Origin of the sequence: Streptomyces sp. NPDC008238, assembly GCF_042956445.1 — a bacterium.
Classification (GTDB): domain Bacteria; phylum Actinomycetota; class Actinomycetes; order Streptomycetales; family Streptomycetaceae; genus Actinacidiphila.
In genome coordinates this window covers 795,187-819,738 of the sequence record NZ_JBIBGK010000001.1, presented here as the reverse complement: position 1 = coordinate 819,738, position 24,552 = coordinate 795,187, and the positions used below count along the sequence as shown (strand labels likewise).

Sequence of the window (24,552 nt, the reverse complement as noted above, 5' to 3'; positions counted from 1 at the left end):
TCATGACCTTGCCATTCAGTGTGCTGACGCATCTGGAGTGCGCGCGGTGCGGCCGCCGCCACGACGCCGACCTGGTGCAGAACCTGTGTGCCTGCGGATCGCCGCTGCTCTCCCGCTACGACCTGGACCGGGTCCGGGACGCGCTCACGCCCGCGGACCTGGCGGACCGCCCGCAAACCCTGTGGCGCTACCACGAACTGCTGCCCGTACGGGATCCGGCACACGTCGTCACCCTGGGCGAGGGCATGACGCCGCTGGTGCCCCTGCCGCGGTACGGCGCCGCGATCGGCGTGCCGGGGCTGGTGATGAAGGACGAGGGGCTGATACCCACCGGCAGCTTCAAGGCGCGGGGCGCGGCCGTCGGCGTGGCCAGGGCGCTCGAACTGGGGGCGCGCGGGATCGCCATGCCCACCAACGGCAACGCGGGGGCGGCGTGGGCGACGTACGCCGCGCGGGCGGGCCTGGACGCGCTCATCGCGATGCCGGCCGACGCGCCGTCGATCACCCGGGCCGAGTGCGCCGCCGCCGGGGCCGCGCTGTACCTGGTGAACGGCCTGATCGGCGACGCGGGCCGGCTGGTGGCGGAGAAGATCGCCGCCGAGCCCGGCGTCTGGATGGACGCGGCGACGCTGAAGGAGCCGTACCGCATCGAGGGCAAGAAGACGATGGGCCTGGAGATCGCCGAGCAGCTCGGCTGGCGGGCCCCGGACGTCATCGTCTACCCCACCGGGGGCGGCGTCGGTCTCATCGGCATCCACAAGGCGCTGCTCGAACTGCGCGCCCTGGGGTGGCTGCGGGGGCCGATGCCCCGGCTGGTGAGCGTGCAGGCGTCCGGCTGTGCCCCCATCGTGCGTGCCTTCGAGAAGGGCGCGCGCACCAGTGAGCCGTGGCAGGACGCGCGCACGGTCGCGTTCGGCATCACCGTGCCCAAGGCGCTGGGCGACTTCCTCGTCCTGGACGCGCTGTACGAGACGGACGGCCGGGCCGTCGCCGTCGACGACGAGGAGCTGCTCGCCGACCGCGACCGGTGCGCGGCCGCCGACGGGGCGCTGCTGTGCCCGGAGGGCGCGGCGACGCTGTCGGCCGTACGGGTCCTGCGCGAGCAGGGCTGGCTGTCCGGGGACGAGGAGGTCGTGGTGCTGAACACCGGGGCGGCGGCCAAGTACCCGGAGACGTTCCGGGTCGACCCGCCGGTCCTGGAGCTGACCGACCGCATCCCCTGAGCCCGGCGCCGCCGCCGGGCGCCCGGCCCGGCGGCGTACGGCGGCGACCGCCCCCGGACGAGGCACCCGTGACGGTCCGTCAGTCTTCTGTCGCCGGGCCCCGCTCCCCGGCGGCGGTGGGCATCCAGACGCGCATGGTGGAGGGGCCGCGGCTCGCCCAGGTGAGGTACGGCACCAGCGTCAGTTCGGTGCGCTCGCCGTCCGGGGCCGGGGGCGGCTCGTACGCGTAGGGCCACCATCCGGCCGGGCGGGCGCCGTTCAGTCCGCCGACGACGACCACCCGGTCGCCCTCCCCGTCGCGCGGTGACACGGAGGGGTCCACGGTGACCGCGTCGACGTCGTACTCGCCGGGCAGGTCCGGGGATTCGACGCAGTAGACCACCGGGCCACGCTCCAGGGCGACGGCGCCACGGATCGCGTCGACCCGCGGGTCGGGGTGCACCCACCGTGGGGCGACGGGGAGTTCGAGCCGGACCTCGTCACCGGGGCGGAGCGCGCCGGGGACGACGGCCGTGCCGGGGCGTACGCGCAGGCGCTCCCCGCCGGGCGTGACGAGCACCGCCCGCCCCGCCCAGCCGGGGACGCGCAGGGACAGGGCCCAGGGGCCGGTGGGCGCCTCGTCGACGGTGACGGTGACGGTGCCGTCCGCCGGGTAGCCGGTGCGCACGCGCAGTGCGAGGCGTTCCCCGCCGGCGGTGCGGGTGGCGATGTCGGCGTCGGCGTACTGGTGCAGCTGCAGCCCATCGGCGTCGGCGGTGGCGACGTAACCGGCGAGGGCGGCCAGGGTGCGCGCCACGTTCGGCAGGCAGCAGGAGACGGCGAACCACGGGGCGCGCAGGCCCGACGCGGAGCGCGGCCGGTCGCTGTCGTGCGGGGGGACGGTCGCGCGGACGCGCTGGTGGAGGGTGTTGGCGTAGAAGAAGGCGCGGCCGTCGTCCGCGGGCGAGGTGGCGATGACGTTGTAGAGCGTGCGCTCGGCGAGGTCGGCGTAGCGGGGGTCGCCGGTCGCCAGCAGGAGGCGCCAGCTGAGCATGAGCGACGCGACGGAGGCGCAGGTCTCGGAGTAGGCGCGGTCCGGGGGCAGGACGAAGTCCTCGCCGAACCCCTCGTCGCTGTGCTGGGAGCCCATGCCGCCGGTGAGGTAGGTACGGCGGGCCGTGGCGTGCTCCCACTGCCGGACGACGGCGGCGAGCAGCTCGTCGTCACCGGTCTCGACGGCCACGTCGACGGCTCCGGACGCCAGGTACAGGGCCCTCACGGCGTGCCCGCGCAGGGTGTGCGCCTGCCGCACCGGGACGTCGTCCTGGAAGTACTCGGAGCCGAACTCGCCCCCGTCGAGGCTGCCGTGGCCACGGCGGTCGAGGAAGAGGGCGGCCTGGGCGAGGTAGCGGCGGTCGCCGGTGGCGCGGTGGAGTTCGGCCAGCGCGGTCTCGACCTCGGCGTGCCCGCACAGGCCGGGGCTCGCGCCCCCGGGCCCGAAGACGTGGCAGATATGGTCGGCGGCGCGGATCGCCGCCTTGGCGAGCGCGCCGTCGCCGCGGGTGCGCAACTGGGCCACCCCGGCCTGGATGAGGTGGCCCGCGCAGTAGAGCTCGTGGCCCCATTCGAGGTCGCTGTAGCGGGGTGGGTGACCGGGGTGGCCGAACGCGGTGTTGAGGTAGCCGTCGGCCTCCTGGGCGGCGACAACGGTGTCGGTGAGTTCGTCGACGGCGGCGTCGAGGGCGCCGCCCCGGGTGCGGGCCGCCTCCCACACCATCGCCTCGAGCAGCTTGTAGACCTCGGAGTCGGAGAACTCCCGTCCCCGGCGGCGTTCGCCGAGGGGGCCGCCGGCGGCGGCGATCCGGAAGTTGTCGATCCAGCCGACGCGTTCCATCCACTGCCGGCAGTGGTCGAGGGTGGCGGAGGCGTTGACCTGCTGGCGTCGGGCCCAGAAGCCGCCGGTGATGCGGACTTCGCCGAGGCCGAGAGGACGTCGGCTGCCGCGGGTGGGCAGCACGGGAGCCGGGATCGGCTGTGTCATGGTCTCTCTTTCGGTCGTGGTGCCGGGGCGGAGGGGGGTCAGCCTTTGAGCGCGCCGGACATGAAGCCGCGGATGTAGTGCCGCTGCAGGAGGAGGAAGAGCACGAGGCAGGGCAGGGCCAGGACGACGACCCCGGCCTCGGTGGTCCCGTAGTCGATGGCGCCCATGGAGCGCTGCCGCAGGTTGGCGACGGCCAGCGGCAGCGGTGCCTTGGCGCTGTCGGAGATCAGGATCAGCGGGGCGATGAAGTCGTTCCACGCGGCGAGGAAGGCGAACAGCCCCACGGTGACCAGGCCGGGCCACACCGCGGGCAGGAGGATGCGGACCAGGGCCTGGGCCGTGCCGCAGCCGTCGACGAGCGCGGACTCCTCGAGTTCGTGCGGGACCGACTCGAAGGAGATCCGCATCATGAAGGTCGCGAAGGGGAGCTGGTACATCGTCAGCACCAGGCTGAGCCCGAACAGCGAGTTCTGCAGGCCCAGGTCGCCCAGCAGCACGTACAGCGGGATCAGCAGCGTGGCGTAGGGGACCATCAGGATGGCCAGGGTGAGCAGGAACAGGGCGTTCTTCCCGGGGAAGGTGAAGCGCGCGAAGGCGTACCCGCCCATGAGGGAGACGAGCAGGGTGAGGGCGACGGTCAGCAGCGAGACGACCGTGGAGTTCCAGAGGTACTGGGCCAGCCCGGCGTCGTAGTGCAGGAGCGAGCGGTAGTTGCCGAGCCCGTAGCCGGACTGCTGCGCGGTGCCGGGCTGTCCGCTGACGGACGCCCAGGCGCTCCAGGCCAGCGGGAAGAGGAAGAGCGCCGCCAGCCCTCCGACGAGGACGTGGTGGGGGGTGCGGCCGAGGCCGTGGGGTTTCATGGCGGGTCCCTGTCCGCTAGGTGTCCGTGCCGCGCAGTCCGCGGAACTGGGCGACGTTGAGGATCAGCAGCACGGCGAGCACGACAACGGACAGCGCGGCCGCGGCCCCGAGGTCGAGTCGCTGGAACGCCTCCCGGTAGATCAGGGAGACCACGGTCATGGTGCTGTTGTCGGGTCCGCCCTTGGTGAGGATGAAGAACTGGTCGAAGGCGAGCAGCGAGCCGGTGACCGACAGGAGCAGCGTCAGGGCGAGGGAGGGCCGCAGGAGCGGGAGGGTGATGCTGCGGAAGGTCTGCCGGCGTCCGGCGCCGTCCATGCGGGCCGCCTCGTAGACGTCCTGCGGGATGCGCTGGAGGCCGACGAGCAGGATCAGCATGTAGAAGCCGGCGTACTTCCAGACGATGAGGGCGACGGTGGACCAAAGGGCGGCGGTCGGGGTGCCGAGGAAGGAGACCGGCCCGTCGACCAGGCCGAGCCGCTCCAGCAGGGGGCTGATCGGCCCGACGTTGGGGCTGTACATGCCGAGGAACAGCAGTGACGCGGAGGCCAGTCCGAGCGCGCTGGGCAGGAAGAAGACCGTACGGAACAGCCCCGTCCCGGGGCGGCTCTCCTGGACCAGCAGGGCGAGGAGGAGGGCGAGTCCGAGCAGCAGCACCGTGACGAGGGCGGTGTAGGTGAGGGTGAAGCGGACGGACGGCCACAGCAGGTCGTCGGTGGCGGCCTCGGTGAAGTTGTCCGGCGCGTTGAAGCCCTGGTTCCCGGCCAGCAGCGGCCAGTCGCTGAGGGACATCCGGCCGACCAGGAACAGCGGCACCACGAAGAAGACCGCGACGAACGCGGCGGTCGGCGCCGCGTAGCCGATGCCCTGCGCCGGGCGGGTCCGCCACCAGGGGACGCGGTGGGCGGGGCGGGCCTTCCCGGCCCTCGACGGGGACCGGGAAGGCGGCTCCCCGTCGGGTGCCGGGGAGCCGGAGCCGCGCGATCGCGCGAGCAGCATGACGGTCAGTCCTCCAGGGACTCGGTGACGGCCTTGTTGTCCGCGTCGACCTTGGCGGGGTCACCGAACACGGCGTCCCGCATCAGGGCCAGCCACGGCCCGTTGGGGTCGTTGAAGGTCTGGCCGAACTTCTGGGAGATGGGCGTCCTGCCCTTGGCGACCAGGGTGTTGATCAGCACCTGGCGGGGGTCGGCCTTGGCGTACTTGTTCTCCGCCAGGTCGGTGCGGGCGACGATGTCCTTGTGGGCGGCGAGCACCTCGACCTGGGCCTCGTCGCCGAGGGACCAGGCGAGGAAGTTCCAGGCCTGGCCGGCCTTCTTGCTGTTGGCCGAGATGCCGAGGGAGTCACCGCCGACGAACGTCGACTGCCCGCCGTCCGGGCCGGGGATGGCGGCGACGCCGAAGTCCAGATCCTTGGGCATCAGGCCGAGGGTGGTGGACGGCATCGGCATCACGCCGATGGTGCCCTTGGGGAACAGGCCGGTCCAGGTGGCGCCTGTCTCCTCGGCCGCGCCGGGGGCGGTGATGTCGTCCTGGGCCCAGCCGCGGTACGTCGCGTACACCTCCTTCGCCACCGGCGAGTCCAGGGTGGCGGCGGTGCCGTCCTCGTTCATGACCTCCTGCCCTGCCGCCCACATCGACGGCCACCAGGTGAAGACGCCGCAGCCGCCGCAGTTGCCGCCGAAGAAGGTGCCGTTGACGTCCCCGCCCAGCTTGTCGACGGCGCGGGCCTGCTCGTCCCACTCCTTCAGCGTGGTCGGGGGCTTCTCCGGGTCGAGTCCCGCCTTCTTGTAGAGCGTCTTGTTGTAGAAGAGCACGGAGGAGTCGATGGTGTGGGGCACGGTGTACTTGCGGCCGTCGAGGGTGCCCGCGGCCATGTGGGCGGGCGCCAGTTCCTTGCCGTACGGCAGGGCGTCGACGCGGTCGGTGATGTCGGCGTACAGGCCGCTGGCGGTGTAGTTGGGCACGAACACGACGTCGGAGGCGAGGATGTCGGGCAGTGACTTGGAGCCGGCCGCGGCGCCGACCTTCGCCTGGTAGTCGTCGGTGGGGATGACCGTCAACTGCACCTTGTTCTTGTGGGACTTGTTGTACGCCTTGACCAGGGCCTGGCTCTGCTGCTGCGTGGCGGCGCGGGTCCACATCGTCAGGTTCGCGCCGTCGTCGGGGCCCATGACCCCGCCCTTGTCCGCGGTCGAGCCGTCCCCGCCTGAACCGCAGGCCGCGAGCGCGGTCGTGACGGTGAGCAGCCCCACGGTTGCGGCCAGGACCCGCAGGCGCCTTCGTCCCCGTACGTCGGTGGTGTTCATGTCTCGCTCCTTGTTCGGAGGGCCTGGCATGTCGAGGGAGGCGGCAGCGGCCGCCTGAACTCACCGAAAACGTTTTCCGTTAAAGTAGAAGCGGCACCCGTAGGCGTCAACCACCCTGCACGCATCGCGGAAAAAGACTTTCGAGTAGCCTTTCCCCACCCACGGGGCGCAGCTCCGCGGGCCCGCGACGAACACGAGGAGGGATGCAGCCATGGTCCAGCCGGCCGAACACGCCGCAGGCCGACCCGCGACTCTCAACGACGTGGCGCGGCTGGCCGGGGTCTCCCCCGCAACGGCCTCCAAGGCGCTCAACGGCCGCAGCCAGGTGCGCGACGAGACCCGGCAGCGCGTCATCGAGGCCGCCGAGCAGTTGTCCTTCCGGCCCAACCCCGTGGCCCGCAGCCTGCAGGCCGGGCCGACCCGCACCGTCGGGCTGCTCACCGGCGACCTCGAAGGACGCTTCAGCATCCCGATCCTGATGGGCGCCGAAGACGCTTTCGGTGCGGGCGAACTCGCCGTCCTGCTGTGCGACGCGCGCGGCGACGCGATCCGCGAACGGCACCACGTACGAGCCCTGCTGGACCGGCGCGTCGACGGGCTGATCGTGGTCGGCAGCCGCACCGACCCGCGCCCCTCACTGGGGCGTGGGCTGCCCGTGCCGGTGGTGTACGCCTACGCGCCGTCCGAGGATCCGGACGACCTGTCCATCGTCCCCGACAACGTCGACGCCGGACGCACGGCGGCCCGCCACCTGCTGGCCTGCAGCCGCGGCCGCATCGCCCACATCTCGGGCGACCCGACCTACGCCGCCGGCCGCGACCGCGTGCGGGGCGCGCTGGAGGTGCTCGCCGAGGCGGGCGTCGCGCCGGTGGGCGAGGCCCGCTTCGGCGAGTGGTCCGAGGGGTGGGGCCGCGCGGCGACCGTCATGCTCCTCGAACAGCACCCGGAGGTCGACGCCATCATGTGCGGCAACGACCAGATCGCCCGCGGCGCCATCGACATCCTCCGGGAGCGGGGGCGCACCGTGCCGGAGGACGTCGCGGTCATGGGCTTCGACGACTGGAAGGTCATCACCACCGCCGCCCGCCCTCCGCTGACCAGCGTCGACATGCAGTTGGAACACCTCGGCCGGGTGGCTGCCCGCGCCCTGTCCGCGGCCATCGCCGGGCAGCGCCGCTCCGGCACCGAACCGCAGCCCTGTCGCCTGGTGATCCGCGGTTCGACGGCGCCGCTGGCGTAGTCAGCGCAAGCGCACGGTGACGCCCATGCGCTCCAGGAAGGGCACCACCGCGTCGAAGTAGCCCAGCTCGCCGTCCCTGTCCACGCTGACGCCGGCCAGGGCGTGCCGGGCCACATCGGCGTCGTGCCAGACGAGCGTGAAGGGCACGCGCGGCCGCTCACCGCGGCACTGGCAGCCGCGCAGCGCGTTCCAGCACTGGAGCCATTGGCGGCCGGGGCCGCCGATCGCCTCGCCGAGCGCGCAGTGCAGGCCCGGGACGTCGGTGACGTACCGCCCGTCCATCTCGCACACCGTGCCGGGCGCTTCGGGGCCCCCGCACGTCTCGGTGAACCGCAGCCACTCCCGGCGCCCCTCGGTCGGGAACCGCGCCCATGCGTTGCGTCCCCGCGGCGGGCCCTCGTGCCAGGCCTCCCACACGGGCCGGGCCTCGGACGGGAAGGGCATGTGGCGCATCAGCCCGCGCTTGAGCGTGACGTCGATCAGCGCACCGCCCAGCGCCGAGGGACGGCACTCGTCGACCTCCACCGCGATGTGCTCCTGGACCGCGGTGGGCCGGCCCGTACGGTCGAGGAGCCAGAGCCACAGATTGTCGCCGCCGTGGCGGGGCACGACCAGCCGGCGCAGCAGGTTCGGCGAGGGCTCGCAGCCGATGAGGCGTACGGGCCGGCGGGCGGGCGCCGGGCGGTGACCGTACAGGCCGTCCACGCGCCGGCAGTGCCCGATCGAGCCGCCACTGGTGCCGTTCAGGAGGGTGACGTCCGCCCGCGGGGGCTCTTCGCCGTAGGGGTTGCGGTAATCGTTGGTGACCACGCACTCGATGACGAGGTCGAGCCGCGAGGGGTCCTCCGCGGCCGGCCCGCCGGCGATGACGACGACGTCCTCCAGCGTGAAGTAGTCGTGGGTGTACGGATCCTCGGCGTCCAGGTCCTCCACGACGAGGGACAACTCGCCGAAGGAAACGGGCGCGTGCCCGGCGGACCGCTCGGCGGCCCTTAGCAGCCGGCCTGTGGGCGCGCACCCGAGGAGGGTCAACCGCTCCCGGAACGCTGCCCGGTCCGTGAACAGTCCTTCGGCGTCGACACACCGCGCCCACACCGTCTGCTCCCCGTCCCACTCCTCGTCGACGATCGCGAAGCGCAGGGGCAGCTCACGCCCCCATACGACCTCGTCCACCGAACCGTGCCCGTCCACGTGCCGCTCCCCCTCCCCCGGCCCCGACGGCCGGCGACGATCATAGGGTGCCGGGCTCCTCGTACGGGATGCGGTTCAGGTGCCGGATCTCGCCGAGCGTGCCCCACTCGTCGGCGCCGAGCTTGGTGAGCGGCCGCAGCAACCGGGCACTCGGACGGCCGTCCGCGAGGACCGTCCGGTCGGCGACGGCGTGCACCACCCGCCCGAAGACCAGGGTGGAGTTGCCCACCCGCAGGCTCGTGTGCGAGCGGCACTCCAGGGCGACCGGCGAGGCCACCACCCTGGGCGGACGCACCCTCAGGCTCGGTTCGCGCTCGATGCCCGCGTGGTCGAACTCGCTGACGTGCCGCGGGAAGTCGGTGGCAGTGACGTTGACCAGCGGCATCAGGGCCTCGGAGGCGAAGTTCACCACGAACTCGCCGGTGTCCTCGACGTTGCGCAGCGAGTCCTTGCGGCCGATCGAGGTGAACTGCACGATCGGCGGATCCGTGCTCGCGATGCTGAAGAAGGAGTGCGGCGCGAGGTTCTCGTACCGGCCGTCCGGGGTGACGGTGGAGATCCACGCGATCGGCCGGGGCACGACCACGGAGGTCAGGAAGCGGTAGAAGGCAGGGCCGCCCATGGCCTCGGGATCGAAGTCGACGCGCATGGCCGCAGTATCCCCGGCGGCCCCCCGCCGCACCGGCCGCCCGCCGGCTCCCCGGCGTGTCGGACCGCCGATCCGGCGACCGCCCCTTCGGCGCTCGCCCGGCCCGGCATGCGCCGGCGCTCGCCCGGCCCGCGCCCGGGCCGGAACGGCGCCACCGGCGTTCCCGGGAACGTCGTGACGGTCGCGCTGTCACGTTTCGCGGCGCGGCCCGGTCATCTCTGCGAACCGCACTCCACACCACAGAGGAGCCCACCATGGAAGCCCGCGTGAACTACTTCGGCCACGCCCTCGCCGGCAAGGTCATGAGGCACCTGAACTCGGCGAGCAAGGTCGTGGCGGAGTCCACGCTGCCGGCGACGACCCAGGAGCTGGTGAAGATCCGCGCCAGCCAGATCAACGGCTGCGGCTTCTGCACCGACATGCACACCAAGGAGGCCGCCGCGGCCGGCGAGACCTCGGTGCGCCTGAACCTGATCGCGACCTGGCGCGAGGCCACCGTCTTCGACGACGCCGAGCGCGCCGCCCTGCAGCTGACGGAGGAGGCCACCCGGATCGCCGACGCCGCCGGCGGTGTCACGGACGAGGTGTGGGCGAACGCCGCCAAGCACTTCGACGAGGACCAGCTCGTCGCGCTGATCTCGCTGATCGCCCTGATCAACGCGTACAACCGGATCAACGTGACCAACCAGCAGCCCGCGGGCGGCTACCAGCTCGGCATGTTCGGCTGACCTGCGGTTCCCGCCGCCGGCGCCGCCCAGGCCGGGCCGTCCGCACCCGTCCCGACCCCGACCCCGGGGCGGGTGCGGACGGCGTGCTCCGGCCGTCCCCGAGGCGGCGCCGGCGGCGGTTCAACGCGTGCGGAGGTAATCGAGGCCCTTCTCGCGCAACGACCGGTGCAGGCCGTCGTAGGCCGTCGCGCCGCCCAGCACGGTCTTGGGCAGCTTGGCGACCACGGTGTAGTTGGTGTCGACCACGTTGCCGATGGGCGCCAGCCCGGCCTGGCTGACCAGCTGGTAGGCGTCGAGCCGGTGCAGGCCGGTGAGGGCGGACGTCCAGCCGACCATGTCGTGCTGGCTGATCCGGTAGGCGTCCTCGAGCGGCCGTACCGACCCGGTCGACATCAGGAAGCGGTCGTCCTCCAGGCGCGGCCAGGCGGGGGCACCGCCCTTGAGCAGGTCGATGACGACCACGGTGTGCATCGCGGACTCGACCGCCGTGCCGCACACCTCGCCCTCGCCCTGCCGGCAGTGCCCGTCACCGATCGCCAGTTGCGCCCCGGGGACGTTGACGCCGAGGTAGAGGGTGCTTCCGGCGCGCAGTTCCGGGGTGTCCATGTTCCCGCCGTGCGCGCCCGGCGTGATGCTCATGACGACCTCGCCGGCGGCGGGGGCGACCCCTACGGTGCCGTGCATCGGGTCCAGCGGCAGCTCGACCGTGTGGTCGGAGAAGCGGGCCTGGAACCGGCAGCTGTTGCGCTCGCGGTCGATCCCGTACCGCCACACGACCTCCTGCAGCGGATCGTGGAGCATCGCCGTGGAGTGCGTGGTGGTCAGCGCGCCGAAGTGCGGGAACGTGGTGGAGACCGCCCAGTCCCGGGCGGGCGCGATGTCGACGAAGTGGACGGCCAGGGTGTCGCCCGGCTCCGCCCCCTCGACGTGGATCGGCCCGGTGACGGGGTTGAGGTAGGGGAACTCGCACACCTTGCTCGGGAGGTCCTCCGGACCGCGGACCAGGCCCCCGAAGCAGTCCTCGGTGAAGAGCTCCACGACCGTGCCCGGGCGTACCCGCAGCAGGGGCTCGCGGGAGCCTCCGAAGGCGTAGGCGTACTGCTCGGGGGTGGGGTGGAGCCGTACGACGTCGAGATCGTTCACGGCTGTCCTGCCTCCTCGGCGGTGGTGGGCTCGTCGGGTATCTCGGTGCGCCGGCCGGCGACCAGCAGGCCCAGCAGCAGGAGGGCGCCGATGGCCAGCCAGGCGAAGCCGAGCCGCTGGGCGGTGACCTTGGCGTTGATCACCACGTAGGTGAGGATCGCGAAGCCGATCAGCGGTGCGATCAGGTGGCGCCACCAGTCGCGGCTGCCCTGGCGGACGACGTAGTGGACGACGACCGAGACGTGCAGGACGAGGAAGGCCGTCATCGCACCGAAGTTGACCAGCGAGCTGAGCAACGTGATGCCGTCCGAGCGGGAGTTCATGTAGAGGCCGAGGACGAGCGAGACCACCGCCACGAGGAAGGTCGCGTTGACGGGCACCCGGCGGCGGGGGTCGACCTTGGCGAGGAAGCCGGGGAGCTGCCGGTCGCGGGCCATCGCGAACAGCAGCCGGGAGGTGGCGGCCTGGGCGACCAGCGAGTTGGCGAAGCCCCAGGCGATGGCGGTGGCCAGGGCGCTGAGGGTGCCGAGCCAGGCTCCGCCGGCGGCGCGCGCGGCGTCGTAGAAGGCGGTGCCGTCCGGGTCCCCCGCGTCGATCAGCGCCTGCGGGTCGGGCACGAGCATCGCCGCGACCCAGGTCTGCACGATGAACAGGGCTCCGGCGAGCAGCAGGGCGGCGACCATCGCGCGGCCGATGGCCCGGGCCGAGTCGCGGTTCTCCTCGGCGAGCGTGGAGATGCCGTCGAAGCCGAGGAAGCTGAGGACGGCGATCGACACCGCTCCGAAGACCAGCGACCAGGAGAAGGTGCCGGAGTCGTAGAAGGCGTGGAAGCCGGAGCCGTTGCCCTTGCCCTGGACGAGCGCGGTGACGCCCACGGCCAGGAAGATCACCAGAACGACCAGTTCGGCCGCGAGCATGATCCTGTTGATCCTGGCGGTCATCTCGATGCCGAGGTAGTTCACGGCGGTGTTGAGCACCACGAAGCCGATCAGCCAGAGCCAGACCGGCACCGAGGCGACGAGCGAGTTCATCGCGACGGCGGCGATCAGGTAGAGCAGCGCCGGCACGAGGACGTAGTCGAGCAGGATCATCCAGCCGGACAGGAAGCCGACCGGCGCGCCGATGCCCCGGCCGGCGTAGGAGTACACCGACCCGGCCATCGGGAAGGCCCGGGACATCTGGGCGTAGGAGTGCGCGGTGAACGTCATCGCCAGCATGCCGATGGCGTAGGCGAGGGCGACCATGCCGCCCGAGCCCTGGAAGACGCCGCCGAAGATGCCGAACGGCGCGATCGGCACCATGAACACCAGGCCGTAGACCACCAGGTCCCGGAAGCCCAGTGACCGCGCCAACTGCTGCGTGTAGCCGTACTTCTCGAGATGTTGCCCTTGAGGTGCGCTGTCGCTCACGTCGCCTCCCCGGCGGCCGCGGTCCCCTGACTGGCGGGGTGATCTTAGGGTCCGCGGCCGACCCAGGGGAACGCTTGTGCACGCAGATTCTGACGGGACGTCGGAGCCTCCCCGGCGCCGTCACCCGGCGGTGCCGGAAGCCCCGAGGACGACCGTGCGTGCCCACTCGGGCGGCGTGTCCGGAACGTACTCGGGGTCGTCCTCGCGCCGGAAGCGGCGTGCGCCCTCGCGGGGGAACAGGCCCACGACGGTGCGGCAGGCCGGACGCGACGCGGGCCAGGGCGTCTGACCGTCCGTCAGCACCACGACGACGTCCGGGCCGGGCCGGGTGCGCAGGGCCCGCGCGAAGCCACTGCGCAGGTCCGTGCCGCCGCCGCCGAGCAGCGGGATGTCCTCGGCGCTGCACAGCGTGTGGGCGATGCGTGCCGCGGCGTCGCACGGCACGACGGTGACCATGTCGCGGCGGCCGCCCACGGCGCGGGCGATGGCGGCCACTTCGAGCAGCGCGGTGCCCAGTTCGGCGTCACTGACCGAGCCGGACGTGTCGATGACCACGCAGACCCGGGGCGGCCGGCGCCGCAGGCCCGGCAGGACGACGCCGGGCACGCCGGCCGACCGGCGCGAGGGCCGGCCGTAGCTGTAGTCCTGGCCCCCGCCGGAACCGGAGGCCGCCGCACGCACCGCCGCTCCCAGCAGTTCCCGCCACTGCTGCGGCGGGTGGAAGGCCTCCTCCGCCCACCGCCGCCAGCTCTTCGGGGCGTCGCCGGGGCGGCCGTTGATGCCCTGCGCCACGCGGAAGCGGACGGCGTCGCGTTCCTGTTCGCTCAGACCGTGGGCGCCCTCCGGGCCGAGGTCCCACGCGCGTTCCAGGCCGTCCGCGCCGCTGCCGCAGTCCAGCCAGACGAAGTCCTGCGTGAGCGGGCCGATGCCGAACAGCGGGAGGTACTCCTCCATGAGCTTCGCCTCGGGGAGCCCCAGCGAGCGTGGGAGGACCGCTCCCCGCGGCGTCTCCAGACCCTCCCCGAAGGCGTCGTCGTTGACCTCGCAGTCCGCGGCGATGTTCATCCGCAGCCGCTCGCCCGGGCCCTCCAGCCCCTGCTCCCGTGCCACCCGGTCGCCGCGCCCGTGGTGGTCGCGCAGCAGGTGGGACACCTCGTGCACCCACACCCCGGCCAGGTCCTCGACCGGTGTGCGGTCCACGAACGCCGGTGAGACGTAGCACCGCCAGTACGGGTCGACGGCCATCGTCGGCACCCGCCGGGACTCCACGACGTGCAGCGCGAACAGCGCCGTCGCGAGGTAGGGGCGGACGCGGGCGGCGTACAGCCGGGCCGCGAGGAGCTTCTCGACGTCCAGCGCCGCCGGCGCCGTCACGCTCACCGGCCGGCCTTCGCGACGAGCCCGGCCCGGTCGGCCGCCCGGTCGGCGCGCCGGGACAGCGACACCACTCCGGCGAGCCGCTCGACGGCCGCGGGGACGTCCCAGTCCTCGCGGCGCAGCGAGGCGAGCGTGGTCGCGGGGACGACCACGAGGTCCGGGGCCCCGGTCTCCAGGGCCTGGGCCAGCAGCGCCCAGGCGGCGTCCCAGCGGGACTTCTCCGGCCGCTTGCGGACGGCGTCCACCACACCGTCCAGTACCGCCTGGCGCAGGTCCCCGCGCTCGGGCAGGACGGCACCGGCCGGGTCGGCGAGCACGTCCTCCGGGTCGGGCAGGTCCATCCGGTCCATGCTCGCCAGCAGTTCCAGCCCGGGGCCGTCCCCCACGGTGCCCCGGACGAGCAGGGAGAGCACCTCCCTGGAGACCCCGGCCGCGGTCGCGAAGGCGATCAGCGACAGCGTCATGTCCCAGCTGCGCGGGGACGGCCACGCGCCGCCGCGGCGGGTCTCACCGGTGGGGAGCCGGTGCACGAGACCGGGGCGGGCGGCGAGCAGCCCGCACACCGCGCGCCGGGCGAAGTCCACGGCCTCGGGCAGCCCGCCGGGGTCCAGCCGCGGCAGCGTGGCCCGGGGCCAGGTCCCGCCCAGGCCCCGGACCACCACGTCATGGTCGTGGGTCCACTGGAGGTGCACGAACCGGTTGGCCAGCGGCGCGCTCAGCTCCCAGCCGTCCGCCGCCGAGGAGCGGGGGTTGGCGGCGGCCACGATCCGGACCCCGGGCGGCAGCCGCAGCGCGCCGACCCGCCGCTCGAGCACGAGCCGGAGCAGGGCCGCCTGCACGGCGGGCGGCGCGGTGGACAGCTCGTCGAGGAAGAGCAGGCCCCGGCCGGCCCGCACCAGGCGGACCGCCCAGTCCGGCGGGGCCATCGGGACGCCCTGCACAGCCGGGTCGTCACCGACGACGGGGAGCCCGGAGAAGTCGGACGGCTCGTGGACGCTGGCGATCACCGTGGTGAGCGGAAGGTCCAGGGCGTCGGCGAGCTGGGTGAGGGCCGCGGTCTTGCCGATCCCCGGCTCGCCCCACAGCAGCACCGGCAGGTCGGCGGCGACGGCCAGGGTGAGGGCCTCCAGCTGGGTGTCGGGGCGCGGTTCTGTGGTGGTGTCGCGCAGCAGGGCCAGCAGGGCGTCCGCGACGTCGAGCCGGGGCTGGGCGGACGGGGCGGAGGGCGGGGCGGACGGGGCGTGCATGGGCATGGGCATGGGCATGGGTGATCACCTCGGGGGGTTCGTGGAGCCGGAGAAAGGGATGCGGGGGCGGGGGGGGGGGCGCCCCCCCCCCCCCCGGGGCGCGGGGGGGGGGGGGGCGGGGGGGGGGGCCGGGGCCTGGGGCTGGGGGTGGGGTCCCCCCGGGGGGGGGGGGGGGCCCCGGCCCCCGGGGGGGGGGGGGGGGGGGGGGGCCCGCCCCCCACGCCCGGGGTCAGCGGGAGGTGCGGTGCCGGGGGTTCGGCCGGCCCGGGCGGGATCGGGGCGCGGGCTCCGGCAAGCGGCCGCGCGGCGGCACCCGCCCGGGGGCGGGCCCTGCGAGGCCCGCCCTGAACAGGCCGTAGGCGATACGCCGTTGGGCGGCCGCCTCCAGCTCGTCGCGCAGCGGACCGTCGCGGAGCACGGCACCGGGGCCGAGCAGGCCCTCGACGACGGTCAGCGCGCCGGCCATGTCGCCGTGGTCCAGGCGTGCCCGTACGTCGGCGAGGGATTCCGGACGCCGGTGCGCCCGGTCGATCGCCTGCAGGCAGGGCAGCGGGGTGCCGGTCAGCGCGACCAGCAGTTCCTCGCGGCGGATCTCGTCCGGGTCGTGGTCCAGCGCGGCCAGGACACCATCGACGAGGCCGATCCGGTGGGCTTCGCCCCGGCACTCCACGACCCGCGCGGAAGGACCCGAAGGGCCGGAAGGACCCTGCGGACACGACGGCCGGTGGCCCGGCACGAGCGCGGCGGCGACCAGCGGGTGCAGTCCGTCGGCGCCCAGGAGGCCGGCGTCGAGGAGTTCGACGTCCGGCGGCACCCAGGTCGCCGCGTCCGGCAGCACCGGCAGCAGCCGGCTGCCCCCGGCGTCCCCGGTCGCCTCCGTGATCCGCGCGGTGGGCGCACCCGTGCCGTGACCGTCACGGCTGACGTCCACGAGCAGCCGGTGGCGGGATCCGAGGCGCACGCAGACGGCGCCGGTGGTCCGGCCCTCGGCACGCAGCACCCTGCGCGCCTCGTCCTCCCACCGGTCGACCGCGCAGCGCTGGTGCGGCGGCAGCGGCCCGGGTGGCTCCGGGTCCGGGAGGCCGGTCGGGCCGGCGCGGCGGCGTCCGGTCCCGGCGCGCAGCGGCAGTTCACCGGTTCTGCGCGCGTCCCACAGGTGACGGTGCAGGTCGAGACGGAACCGCCGGTGGGGCCGGTGGTGCGGGTGGTGGAGGGCGCCCGCATCGGGGCGGGCCGGGTCCCACAGCGCGAGGCTGAACCGCTGCCCGCCGTCCGCCCAGGCGGGCGGGGTCCTCACCACGAGGTGCACCTGTTCGCCGCCCTCCGCCCCCGGGACCCCGTACCGGGCCAGGGTGATGGTCAGGCCGGGACGCAGCAGGCCGTCGGGGGCGACCCGCGGCATGTGCCAGCGCAGCAGGTCGGGAGCGAGGTGGCGGAGGTCGGCCCGGACCCGGGCCGCGAGTTCCCGGCCGTGGGTGCGGGCGAGGGAACGGAGGTTGAGGTCGACGTCGACGCCGGAGGCAGCACAGGCCCCCGCCCAGTCACCGGTCCGGCGGCGGGCGGTCGCGTTCTCGACCATGGAGGGCGGCACGGCGAACTCGCGCACGTGCAGCCAGAGGGAAAGCCGGGAATCCTCGTTCGCGATGTGAGTGGGCATCAGCACTCACCTTGCGCGGACGGGACCCCCAATCGGAGAGGGAAGTTGTTCGTCATCGCGGGGAGCATAGCGTTCCCGGTCACGATCTGTCAGACCCCCTCCGAAGGCCGCCCTCCGTCAGGACCGCCGGGGTGGGGCGGGCCGAGCCACCCGCCGGGGCAGCCGACTCGAGGCGACGCGGTGCAGGCCGCGGCGTGGAGGGTCGCGACCCGGCGTCCGCGGTGTCCCTCGACGCGGCCGACGCACCCTGCACCGCGTCGACGAGGACCGCTCCGCGAGGGACAGCACCCTGCGGCTCCCCCGCCGGCGGGACGGCAGGTCGTAGCGGGCGGCGACCACGGTCGCACGACGACCGGCCGCGCGACGGGACCGCCGCCGCTACGGACCCGGGGGCCGCACCCCGCTCCCCGACGCTCCCCGACGGCCGCCCGCACCGGCCCCGCCCCCGCTTTGCCCGCTCTTTGCGGCCCGCGGGAAACATAACCGCCGGAGACGGGGTTGCGATCTACATGGCGACTCTCGGACTGATCGGCAGCGGATCAATCGGCGGCACCCTGGCACGGCTCGCCGTGGCCGCGGGCCTGGACGTGGTGCTCAGCAACTCCCGTGGACCGGAGACCCTCGACGGCCTGGTGGCCGAACTGGGCCCCCGGGCACGCGCGGCGACCCCCGCCGAGGCGGCCGCCGCGGGCGACTGGGTCGTGGTGACGATCCCGCTCAAGGCGTACGACCGGGTCCCCGCGGCCCCGCTGGCCGGGAAGACGGTCGTCGACACCGGCAACTACTACCCCCAGCGCGACGGCCGGATCGCCGCGATCGACGACGGGTCCACCACGGACAGCGGACTGCTCCAGCTCCACCTGCCCGACGCCCACGTGGTGAAGGCGTTCAACAACATCTTCTTTCGCCACCTCGCGGAGCTCGCCCGCCCCAAGGGCTCACCGGACCGGACCGCCCTGCCGATCGCCGGCGACGACCCGGTCGCCGTCGCGCACGCCACGGAACTCCTCGACGTGCTCGGATACGATGCGGTCGGCTACGGCACCCTCGCCGACAGCTGGCGTTCCCAGCCCGGCACCCCCGTCTACGGTCTGCCGTACGGGGGCGGCGAGGCCGACTTCTCGCGGGCCGCCGCGACCCCCGTGCCCGCCGACGCGGTCCGGGCCGCGCTCGCCGCCGCCACCCGCTGAAGGACACACCCCGCGGCACCCGCCGACGGTGCCGGAGGACCCGTGACCGATCCGCTGACCGACGTCCTGGGCCTGCTCGACCTGCGCAGCGCGCGGTTCGGGCGCCTCGAGGCCCAGGAGCCGTGGGCCATCGGCTTCTCCGGCTACCGGCACGTCAAGTTCGGCGCCGTGCTGGAGGGGAGCTGCCGCATCGCCGTGGACGGGGTCCCGGAGCCGGTGCGACGGTAGTCGCGGGGACCCGCGACGGACCATGCGTGTCCGTCCTGCGTTCTTGCGCACGCGTCCCGCGCCCGTTCCGCGCCCCTCCGGTGTACGTCCGGCGTACGTCTCGCGTTCGTGTGCACGGCGGCGGCCCGGCACCGGGATGCCGGTGCCGGGGCGCCGCCGTGCGGTACGGGCTGCGTCAGTTCCCGCCGGGGGCGGCGTCGCGGTACCCGTAGCGGCGCCGGAACCTCTCGACGCGGCCGGCGGTGTCCACCACGCGGGCGGTGCCGGTGTAGAACGGGTGGCTCGCGGAGGAGATCTCCACGTCGACCACCGGGTAGGTGTTGCCGTCCTCCCAGACGACGGTCTTCTCGCTGGTCATCGTGGAGCGGGTGAGGAAGGCGAAGTCCGCCGCGCGGTCGCGGAAGACGACGGGACGGTAGTCCGGGTGGATGCCTGGTCTCATGGTTCCTCCGTGCTGTGTCGTACGGCCCGCGGGGGCCGGGGGTGGGGTGGGCCGGGGGGCGGCGTCACCAGGAGGCCTTGCGCACTCCGGGCAGGTGGCCCGCGTGGGCCTGGGCGCGCAGGTTGATCCGCGAGAGGCCGAACCTTCGCAGGTGACCGCGGGCCCGCCCGTCGAGGGAGTCCCGGTTGCGCACCCGGGTGGCGCTCGCGTCGCGGGGCTGCCGGTCCAGTTCCCGCCGCGCGTCGGCCTTCGCCTGCGGCGTGGCGTCGGGACGGCGCAGGACGTCCTTCAGTTCGGCGCGGCGCGCGGCGAACCGGGCCACGACGACCTTGCGCCGCTCGTTCTTCGCGATCTTCCCCGCCCTGGCCATCAGACCTTCCCTCCGCGGGCGCGGATGACGGCGACGGCCTTCTCGACGCCGATGCGGTCCACCGTCCTGATGCCCTTGGCGCTCAGCGTGAGGCGGACGGTACGGCCCTCACTGGGCAGCCAGTACCGCTTGTGCTGGACGTTCGGGTCGAAGCGGCGCTTGGTGCGCCGGTGGGAGTGCGAGACGGAGTTGCCGAAGCCGGGCTTGCGGCCGGTGAGTTGGCAGTATGCGGGCATGACGGTCCCTTCTGTTCTCCGGGGGTGCCGGTCGAGGACCCCGAGCTTATTGGAAATGAAAACCAGTTCTGTATAGTACCTGCCATGGCTCGCACCGAACTACGCCCCGTCATCAAGCTCCGCTCCACCGCCGGCACCGGTCACACCTACGTGACCCGCAAGAACCGCCGGAACGACCCCGACCGCCTGGTCCTGCGCAAGTACGACCCCGTGGTCCGGCGCCACGTCGAGTTCCGCGAGGAACGCTGACCGGGCCCCTCACCGGCCCGCCCTCCCGCCCTCCCACTCACCCGCTCACCCGCTCACCCGCTCGATCCCCGACCCGAAAGGCACCTCCCGTGGACAGCAGCCCCAAGCTGCCCGTCGTCCTCGTCGGCGGTCTGCACGCCGAGGCACGCCGCGCCGCGGTGCGCGAACTCCTGCACTCCACCGCCGGGGCCCTCGCCCTCCACCACGACCTGCGGCCCGCCGTCGGCGGACCCGTCCGGCGCGTCCTCAGCGACCGGGGCGGCGTCGTCTCCCGCACCGACACCACGCTCGTGAACGACTGCGCCTGCTGCGCACTCCGCGCGGACCTCCTGCCCGAACTGCTGCGGCTGGCCGCGGACCCGTCCTGCCGGCTCGCCGTCGTCGAACTGTGGGACTCCGTGGAACCGCAGGCGATGGCCGAGGTCCTCGTGGGCACCCCGCTGCCCGACGGCAGCGTCTCCGGCAGCCTGCTGACGGCCGCCGGAGTCGTCACCTGCGTCGACCCCGCACTCCTGCTCGACCACCTCAGCTGCGGCGACGACCTCTCGGAGCACGCCCTCTCCGTCGCTCCCGGCGACCACCGCACCGTCGCCGACACCCTGGCCCGGCAGCTGGAGTACGCCGGCGTCCTCGCGCTGGCACCGGGCGAGGACACCGGACCGGGCGACGTCGAACTGCTCACCCAGCTGCACCCGACGGCCCGTCAGGTCACCATCGGCACGGGCCGGCTGGCCGCGGCCGCTCAGGCCGGCTTCGACGTGACCGCGGCCGCCGCACGGCAGCACCCGGCCTGCGCCCTACTGCCCCAGGAGGCGGACGCCCACGGCGTCGCCACCCTGGTGTGGCGCTCGGCGCGGCCCTTCCACCCCGAGCGGCTGCACGCGGCGCTTGAGGACCTCAGCTGCGCCGCCGCCCGCAGCCGCGGCCGCTTCTGGCTGGCCGACCACCCCGACACCCTGCTCTCATGGGAGGCCGCCGGGGGCGCGCTGTGCATCGAGGACGTCGGGCCGTGGCTCGCCGCCCTCCCGGACGCGGCGTGGGAAATGGTGCCGCCCGAACGGCGGGTGGCCGCCGCCCTGGACTGGCACCCCGAGCACGGCGACCGCGGCCAGCACCTCACCTTCACCTCGCCCGACCTCGACCGCGAAGGGCTCGTGGCCACTCTCGACGGCTGCCTGCTCACGGACGCCGAGTACGCGGCGGGACCCGACGGCTGGCGCCGCCTCCCCCACGCCTTCGACGGCTTCCTCGACCACGCGGCCTGAACCGCACACCGCGACGACCCACCGGAGACAGCACCATGACGACCAACCGCACCGGCACGGCCAGGGGCAGGGCCAAGGAGACCCGCAGGGCCCGGCCGAACCCGCTCATCGCCGCGGGGATCGAGTACGTCGACTACAAGGACACCGACCTGCTGCGGAGGTTCATCTCCGACCGGGGCAAGATCCGCAGCCGGCGGGTCACCCGCGTCACCGCCCGCCAGCAGCGGGCCCTCGCCCGGGCCGTGAAGAACGCCCGCGAGATGGCCCTGCTGCCGTACGCCTCCCGCTGACCGTTCCCGCACCGGCAGAACCACAGAACCACAGAACCCGCAGAGGACAACCCATGGCCGTGCCCAAGCGCAAGACGTCCCGCAGCAACACCCGCCACCGCCGGGCCCGGTGGAAGGCGGAGGCCCCCCATCTGGTCAAGGTCACCGTCGACGGGCGGGAGCAGTTGGTGCCGGTCCACCTCGTCCGCGCCCTCCGTCGCGGCCTCCTGCCCGGACAGGACTGACGGGCCCCGCCCGGCCGGCCCGCACGTACGCGCGGCGGGGACGGCGTCGGCGGCCGGGGCAGCCGATCGGCCGCTCAGGCGTCCCCGGCCGGAAGGGCGTACAGGCCGGGGAGGTTGACCACGATGGCCTCCTGCGTGCTGCGGGCGATGACGACCACGGCCTCCTCCGCGCGGTCCGGGTTCTCCTCGCGGTGCGGGACGTACGGCGGGACGAAGACGTAGTCACCGGGCGAGGTGCGCAGGCGCACCTCCTCGGGCCCGTCGCCCGAGCCGTCCAGGAACACGAACTCGGGGTGCCCGCTCACGACGTAGATCGCGGTCTCGGACGCGCCGTGGTGGTGGTCGGAGGACGCGGTCGCCGGGGCGACGTGGGTCTGTCCCATCCACAGCTTCTCGGAGCCCACGGTCCGTCCGCTGACGGCGGCGAACCTGCGCATCCCACCGGTCTGGGCCGTCTCCCCGTCCAGGGCGTCCGCACGGACGTGGTGCAGCCGCGTGCCCAGGGACGCCGCCGCATGCCCGGGCGCGTCGTGGAGGTGGGGGTGGAAGCCTTCACCTGGAGTCGACTGGGGCTCGCTCATGGCCGGGACGCTAGAGCGGCCCCGAAAGGGATGTCAAGAAGTGCCCATCGCCCCTCACCTGCGACGACGCCACCGCGAGGCGGGGTAACGGTGCCGCAACTCCCGGGCCACGCGGGCGGGTTCGGGCACGAGGGGCCCTCCGCGTCCCCGCGGGGCGGAGTACGCCACGCGGGCTCCGCCGGGGGCCTGCCCGCTCCCTGACCTGCGGGGCCGTCGCCGCCGTGCGGGCGGCTCCCGCCCCGCTCCCCGGCGTCCGTGGTGCACACGGCCGCGCGGCCGGCGGCGGGGCTGCACGTGGCCCTCGCATCCCGCACCGGCCGGATCCTGACGTCCCGCCAGGACCACGTTCCGGTCCATGAGACACCCATGGGTGTCCATTGACAGCCGCTCCCGGCCCTCGCCAGGATGAACAGCATGCTCATGACGCACCCCGCCGTGGTGTGCCGCTACGTGGACCTGCGGCGCACCTCCAGCGCCCTCTGTCGCTGACCGCCCGCCGCACAGGGCCCACGGGCTCCTGACCGCGCCGTCGAGCCGTACGCCTGCCGCCCGCGTCGCGGTGAGCCCCCGCGTATGAAGCCGGACTCGCCCCTGCGCTCTTCCCCGCCGGGGAAAGAACTCTCGCGCCGTCAAGTCCCAGCGTGGCATGCGGCTTCCGGTCGTCCGTGGCACCCACCACGACCTGCGGCACCGCCCGATGGCAGCCGAGGTCGTCACCTTCCTCGATACGCCGCGCGACGGGCCGGTGCCCGTCGTCGCGGCTGAATCCAGCGCCCCGTGACCGGGCCGAGGTCCCCGCGCGCCCCCGTTCCGCCCGCCCGAACCCGGAAGGTCCCCATGGCCGTCATCCTGTCCGTCTCCGGAAGCCCCTCCGCCACCTCCCGCACCGCACGGCTGCTGCGCCACCTGGACGACCGGCTGCGGCTCCAGGGCCACGAGGTGGTCCCCCTCGACGTGCGTACGCTGCCCGCCGACGCCCTGCTCGGGGCCGACGTCCACCACCCGGCCATCACCGGGGCCGCGGCCCTGTTCCAGCGGGCCGACGGGGTGGTGATCGGCACGCCCGTCTACAAGGCCGCCTACGCGGGCCTGCTGAAGTCGCTGCTCGACCTGCTGCCCCAGTTCGCCCTCGCCGACAAGACCGTGCTGCCGCTGGCCACCGGTGGCACCACGGCCCACGTCCTGGCCATCGACTACGCGCTGCGCCCGGTGCTGAGTGCGATGGGCGCCACCCACGTCGTGCCGGGGTGGTTCACGCTCGACAAGGACCTCACCGTCGCCGACGACGGCACACTCACCGTCGCGCCCGCCACCGCCGAGGCCCTGACGCAGGTCACCGACCGCTTCTCCGCAGCGTTGGGCGGCCGTACGACCGTGCTCGCGCCCACGGGGTGAGCCCCCGCCCGCCGTACGCCGCGCGCGGGGTCACCTCGCGGGGCCGGCCTCCTCGCACAGGTCGCGGATCGCGGTCACATGCGGGTGCCAGGGACGCGTGGCCGGGCCGGTGAGGAACAACCGCCTCTCCACCCGCGGCAGTACGGGGACGAGGGTGAGGCCCCCGGGCAGCATGCTCCCGGCCAGGGAGGGGACGACCGCGACGCCTAGGCCGGCCTCGACCATGCAGAGCAGGGTGCCGAGTTCGCGGATGTGCTGGGTGGGGCGGTACGGGACCCCGGCCAGCGCGTGGAGTTCCCGCAGCTGGTCCTCGGCGCCGGAGGTGGTGGCGAGCAGCGGGTCGTCCAGCAGGTCGGCCAGTTCGATGGAGTCCTCACCGGCCAGCGGGTGGTCTCCGCGCATGACGGCTTCCAGCACGTCGGTCCCGACCGGGGCCGCCCCGCGGGGCACCGGGTCGGGGTCGATGAGGACCGCCGCGTCGACCGTGCCGCCCTCCAGCCACTGCGTGATCTCCTCGGCGAAGCCCTCGAAGATCCTGACCTCGACGTGCGGGGCGCGCTCGCGCCACAGGTTCAGCAGCCGGGGCAGCAGGCCGTGCGCGGCGGTCGGCGGCACGGCCAGGGTGATCGTGCCCGCTGCTCCGGCGTGGTGCCGGGCGGCCGCCGCCGCGGCGAACGCCCGTGCCGCGGCGAGCGTGGCCCGGGCGTGCGGCAGCAGGACCTCGCCCAGGGGCGTGGGCCCGACGGGGGCGGCGCGCCGCACCAGTTCACCCTGCACGGCGCGCTCCAGCGACGCGAGCGAGTGGGACACCGAGGACTGGCTCATGCCGAGCGCGGCGGCGGCCGTACCGAACCCCCCGTGGTCCGCGATCGCGACGAACACGCTCAGTTGCCGCAGGGTCACGTTCATCGGGACCTCGCATCACGGGATGAATGCCATCGATTTGCCTCATCCTATGACGCGCGGCCACGCTGGCAGGGCTCCCGCACGACAGAGAGAGGCGACGTCACCATGCCGAACGCGACTCCGGG

Annotated in this window: 27 protein-coding genes; 11 read left to right on the top strand and 16 right to left on the bottom strand. The window is 73.9% G+C overall.

What is annotated here, in order from left to right; translation table 11 throughout:
• Positions 1-2: 2 nt before the first annotated feature.
• Positions 3-1,223 carry a threonine synthase gene (locus tag ACFZAU_RS03805; protein WP_500550923.1) on the top strand — a complete coding sequence of 407 codons (1,221 nt, stop codon included), beginning with the start codon at positions 3-5 and terminating at the stop codon, positions 1,221-1,223.
• Between the two features lie 79 nt (positions 1,224-1,302).
• On the opposite strand, the gene ACFZAU_RS03800 is transcribed toward ACFZAU_RS03805, so the two are convergent.
• Genes ACFZAU_RS03800 through ACFZAU_RS03785 form a run of 4 tightly spaced genes read right to left on the bottom strand, consistent with a single transcriptional unit; the run spans position 1,303 to position 6,410 of the window.
• Positions 1,303-3,243 carry a glycoside hydrolase family 127 protein gene (locus ACFZAU_RS03800; protein ID WP_500550922.1) on the bottom strand — a complete coding sequence of 647 codons (1,941 nt, stop codon included), beginning with the start codon at positions 3,241-3,243 and terminating at the stop codon, positions 1,303-1,305.
• Between the two features lie 38 nt (positions 3,244-3,281).
• Positions 3,282-4,103 carry a carbohydrate ABC transporter permease gene (locus ACFZAU_RS03795; protein WP_499601007.1) on the bottom strand — a complete coding sequence of 274 codons (822 nt, stop codon included), beginning with the start codon at positions 4,101-4,103 and terminating at the stop codon, positions 3,282-3,284.
• Between the two features lie 16 nt (positions 4,104-4,119).
• Entirely contained in the window at positions 4,120-5,100 is a 981-nt protein-coding gene (locus tag ACFZAU_RS03790; RefSeq protein WP_500550921.1) for a carbohydrate ABC transporter permease, read from the bottom strand.
• A 5-nt stretch (positions 5,101-5,105) separates the two neighbouring features.
• Positions 5,106-6,410 (bottom strand): ABC transporter substrate-binding protein, encoded by a 1,305-nt coding sequence (locus ACFZAU_RS03785; protein WP_500550920.1) that lies wholly within the window; start codon positions 6,408-6,410, stop codon positions 5,106-5,108.
• 211 nt (positions 6,411-6,621) lie between these two features.
• Here ACFZAU_RS03785 and ACFZAU_RS03780 point away from each other — a divergent pair, with 211 nt between their 5' ends.
• Positions 6,622-7,650, top strand: coding sequence for a LacI family DNA-binding transcriptional regulator (locus tag ACFZAU_RS03780; RefSeq protein WP_500550919.1), 1,029 nt, complete (start codon positions 6,622-6,624; stop codon positions 7,648-7,650).
• Here ACFZAU_RS03780 and ACFZAU_RS03775 read toward each other — a convergent pair whose 3' ends face one another.
• Together ACFZAU_RS03775 and ACFZAU_RS03770 are read right to left on the bottom strand one after the other, a co-directional pair.
• Positions 7,651-8,841, bottom strand: a complete 1,191-nt coding sequence (locus tag ACFZAU_RS03775) for a barstar family protein (RefSeq protein WP_500550918.1) — start codon at positions 8,839-8,841, stop codon at positions 7,651-7,653.
• Between the two features lie 40 nt (positions 8,842-8,881).
• The gene (locus tag ACFZAU_RS03770; RefSeq protein WP_500550917.1) at positions 8,882-9,490 is read right to left on the bottom strand and encodes a flavin reductase family protein; all 609 of its coding nucleotides are present in this window, start codon (positions 9,488-9,490) and stop codon (positions 8,882-8,884) included.
• 254 nt (positions 9,491-9,744) lie between these two features.
• Between ACFZAU_RS03770 and ACFZAU_RS03765 the strand changes: the two genes are divergently transcribed.
• Positions 9,745-10,218, top strand: coding sequence for a carboxymuconolactone decarboxylase family protein (locus tag ACFZAU_RS03765; protein ID WP_499601001.1), 474 nt, complete (start codon positions 9,745-9,747; stop codon positions 10,216-10,218).
• A gap of 120 nt (positions 10,219-10,338) precedes the next feature.
• On the opposite strand, the gene ACFZAU_RS03760 is transcribed toward ACFZAU_RS03765, so the two are convergent.
• The 5 genes from ACFZAU_RS03760 to ACFZAU_RS03740 all read right to left on the bottom strand — a co-directional run bounded on the left by ACFZAU_RS03760 (position 10,339) and on the right by ACFZAU_RS03740 (position 17,051).
• Complete coding sequence (locus ACFZAU_RS03760) at positions 10,339-11,361, bottom strand: acetamidase/formamidase family protein (RefSeq protein WP_500463998.1); 1,023 nt, start codon at positions 11,359-11,361, stop codon at positions 10,339-10,341.
• On the bottom strand, positions 11,358-12,770 hold the full coding sequence (locus tag ACFZAU_RS03755) for an APC family permease (RefSeq protein WP_500550916.1): 1,413 nt from the start codon (positions 12,768-12,770) through the stop codon (positions 11,358-11,360). The genes ACFZAU_RS03760 and ACFZAU_RS03755 overlap by 4 nt, the downstream gene beginning before the upstream one ends.
• A 120-nt stretch (positions 12,771-12,890) precedes the next feature.
• Positions 12,891-14,150, bottom strand: coding sequence for a vWA domain-containing protein (locus ACFZAU_RS03750; RefSeq protein WP_500550915.1), 1,260 nt, complete (start codon positions 14,148-14,150; stop codon positions 12,891-12,893).
• Positions 14,147-15,406: an AAA family ATPase gene (locus ACFZAU_RS03745; protein ID WP_500551118.1), complete on the bottom strand. Its 1,260-nt coding sequence runs from the start codon at positions 15,404-15,406 to the stop codon at positions 14,147-14,149. The genes ACFZAU_RS03750 and ACFZAU_RS03745 overlap by 4 nt, the downstream gene beginning before the upstream one ends.
• Before the next feature lie 217 nt (positions 15,407-15,623).
• On the bottom strand, positions 15,624-17,051 hold the full coding sequence (locus tag ACFZAU_RS03740; RefSeq protein ID WP_500550914.1) for a hypothetical protein: 1,428 nt from the start codon (positions 17,049-17,051) through the stop codon (positions 15,624-15,626).
• 509 nt (positions 17,052-17,560) lie between these two features.
• Here ACFZAU_RS03740 and ACFZAU_RS03735 point away from each other — a divergent pair.
• Both ACFZAU_RS03735 and ACFZAU_RS03730 read left to right on the top strand, forming a co-directional pair.
• Entirely contained in the window at positions 17,561-18,241 is a 681-nt protein-coding gene (locus ACFZAU_RS03735; protein ID WP_500550913.1) for an NADPH-dependent F420 reductase, read from the top strand.
• Between the two features lie 42 nt (positions 18,242-18,283).
• Positions 18,284-18,469, top strand: coding sequence for a cupin domain-containing protein (locus ACFZAU_RS03730; RefSeq protein ID WP_500550912.1), 186 nt, complete (start codon positions 18,284-18,286; stop codon positions 18,467-18,469).
• Positions 18,470-18,644: 175 nt separating this feature from the next.
• Here the strand turns inward: ACFZAU_RS03730 and ACFZAU_RS03725 are convergent, their stop codons facing one another.
• From ACFZAU_RS03725 to rpmB, 3 genes are all read right to left on the bottom strand, one after another.
• Positions 18,645-18,911, bottom strand: a complete 267-nt coding sequence (locus tag ACFZAU_RS03725; RefSeq protein ID WP_500550911.1) for a type B 50S ribosomal protein L31 — start codon at positions 18,909-18,911, stop codon at positions 18,645-18,647.
• A gap of 64 nt (positions 18,912-18,975) precedes the next feature.
• Complete coding sequence (gene rpsN, locus ACFZAU_RS03720) at positions 18,976-19,281, bottom strand: 30S ribosomal protein S14 (protein ID WP_500550910.1); 306 nt, start codon at positions 19,279-19,281, stop codon at positions 18,976-18,978.
• On the bottom strand, positions 19,281-19,517 hold the full coding sequence (rpmB, locus tag ACFZAU_RS03715) for a 50S ribosomal protein L28 (RefSeq protein WP_500550909.1): 237 nt from the start codon (positions 19,515-19,517) through the stop codon (positions 19,281-19,283). Before rpmB ends, rpsN begins: the two co-directional genes overlap by 1 nt.
• Positions 19,518-19,601: 84 nt before the next feature.
• Here rpmB and rpmG point away from each other — a divergent pair, with 84 nt between their 5' ends.
• The 4 genes from rpmG (at position 19,602) to rpmF (ending at position 21,545) form a co-directional block, all read left to right on the top strand.
• Positions 19,602-19,766 carry a 50S ribosomal protein L33 gene (rpmG, locus tag ACFZAU_RS03710; RefSeq protein ID WP_499600989.1) on the top strand — a complete coding sequence of 55 codons (165 nt, stop codon included), beginning with the start codon at positions 19,602-19,604 and terminating at the stop codon, positions 19,764-19,766.
• A gap of 89 nt (positions 19,767-19,855) precedes the next feature.
• Entirely contained in the window at positions 19,856-21,031 is a 1,176-nt protein-coding gene (locus tag ACFZAU_RS03705; RefSeq protein WP_500550908.1) for a CobW family GTP-binding protein, read from the top strand.
• Between the two features lie 35 nt (positions 21,032-21,066).
• Complete coding sequence (gene rpsR, locus ACFZAU_RS03700; RefSeq protein WP_500550907.1) at positions 21,067-21,321, top strand: 30S ribosomal protein S18; 255 nt, start codon at positions 21,067-21,069, stop codon at positions 21,319-21,321.
• A 53-nt stretch (positions 21,322-21,374) separates the two neighbouring features.
• Positions 21,375-21,545 carry a 50S ribosomal protein L32 gene (gene rpmF / locus ACFZAU_RS03695; protein WP_500550906.1) on the top strand — a complete coding sequence of 57 codons (171 nt, stop codon included), beginning with the start codon at positions 21,375-21,377 and terminating at the stop codon, positions 21,543-21,545.
• A 74-nt stretch (positions 21,546-21,619) separates the two neighbouring features.
• Here rpmF and ACFZAU_RS03690 read toward each other — a convergent pair whose 3' ends face one another.
• A complete protein-coding gene (locus ACFZAU_RS03690) occupies positions 21,620-22,126 on the bottom strand; it encodes a cupin domain-containing protein (RefSeq protein WP_500550905.1) in 507 nt (168 codons plus the stop codon).
• Positions 22,127-22,772: 646 nt separating this feature from the next.
• Here ACFZAU_RS03690 and ACFZAU_RS03685 point away from each other — a divergent pair.
• Positions 22,773-22,907, top strand: a complete 135-nt coding sequence (locus tag ACFZAU_RS03685; protein WP_500550904.1) for a hypothetical protein — start codon at positions 22,773-22,775, stop codon at positions 22,905-22,907.
• 56 nt (positions 22,908-22,963) lie between these two features.
• Positions 22,964-23,521, top strand: a complete 558-nt coding sequence (gene ssuE, locus ACFZAU_RS03680; protein ID WP_500550903.1) for an NADPH-dependent FMN reductase — start codon at positions 22,964-22,966, stop codon at positions 23,519-23,521.
• A 30-nt stretch (positions 23,522-23,551) separates the two neighbouring features.
• Here ssuE and ACFZAU_RS03675 read toward each other — a convergent pair whose 3' ends face one another.
• A complete protein-coding gene (locus ACFZAU_RS03675) occupies positions 23,552-24,430 on the bottom strand; it encodes a LysR family transcriptional regulator (RefSeq protein ID WP_500550902.1) in 879 nt (292 codons plus the stop codon).
• Positions 24,431-24,552 lie beyond the last annotated feature (122 nt).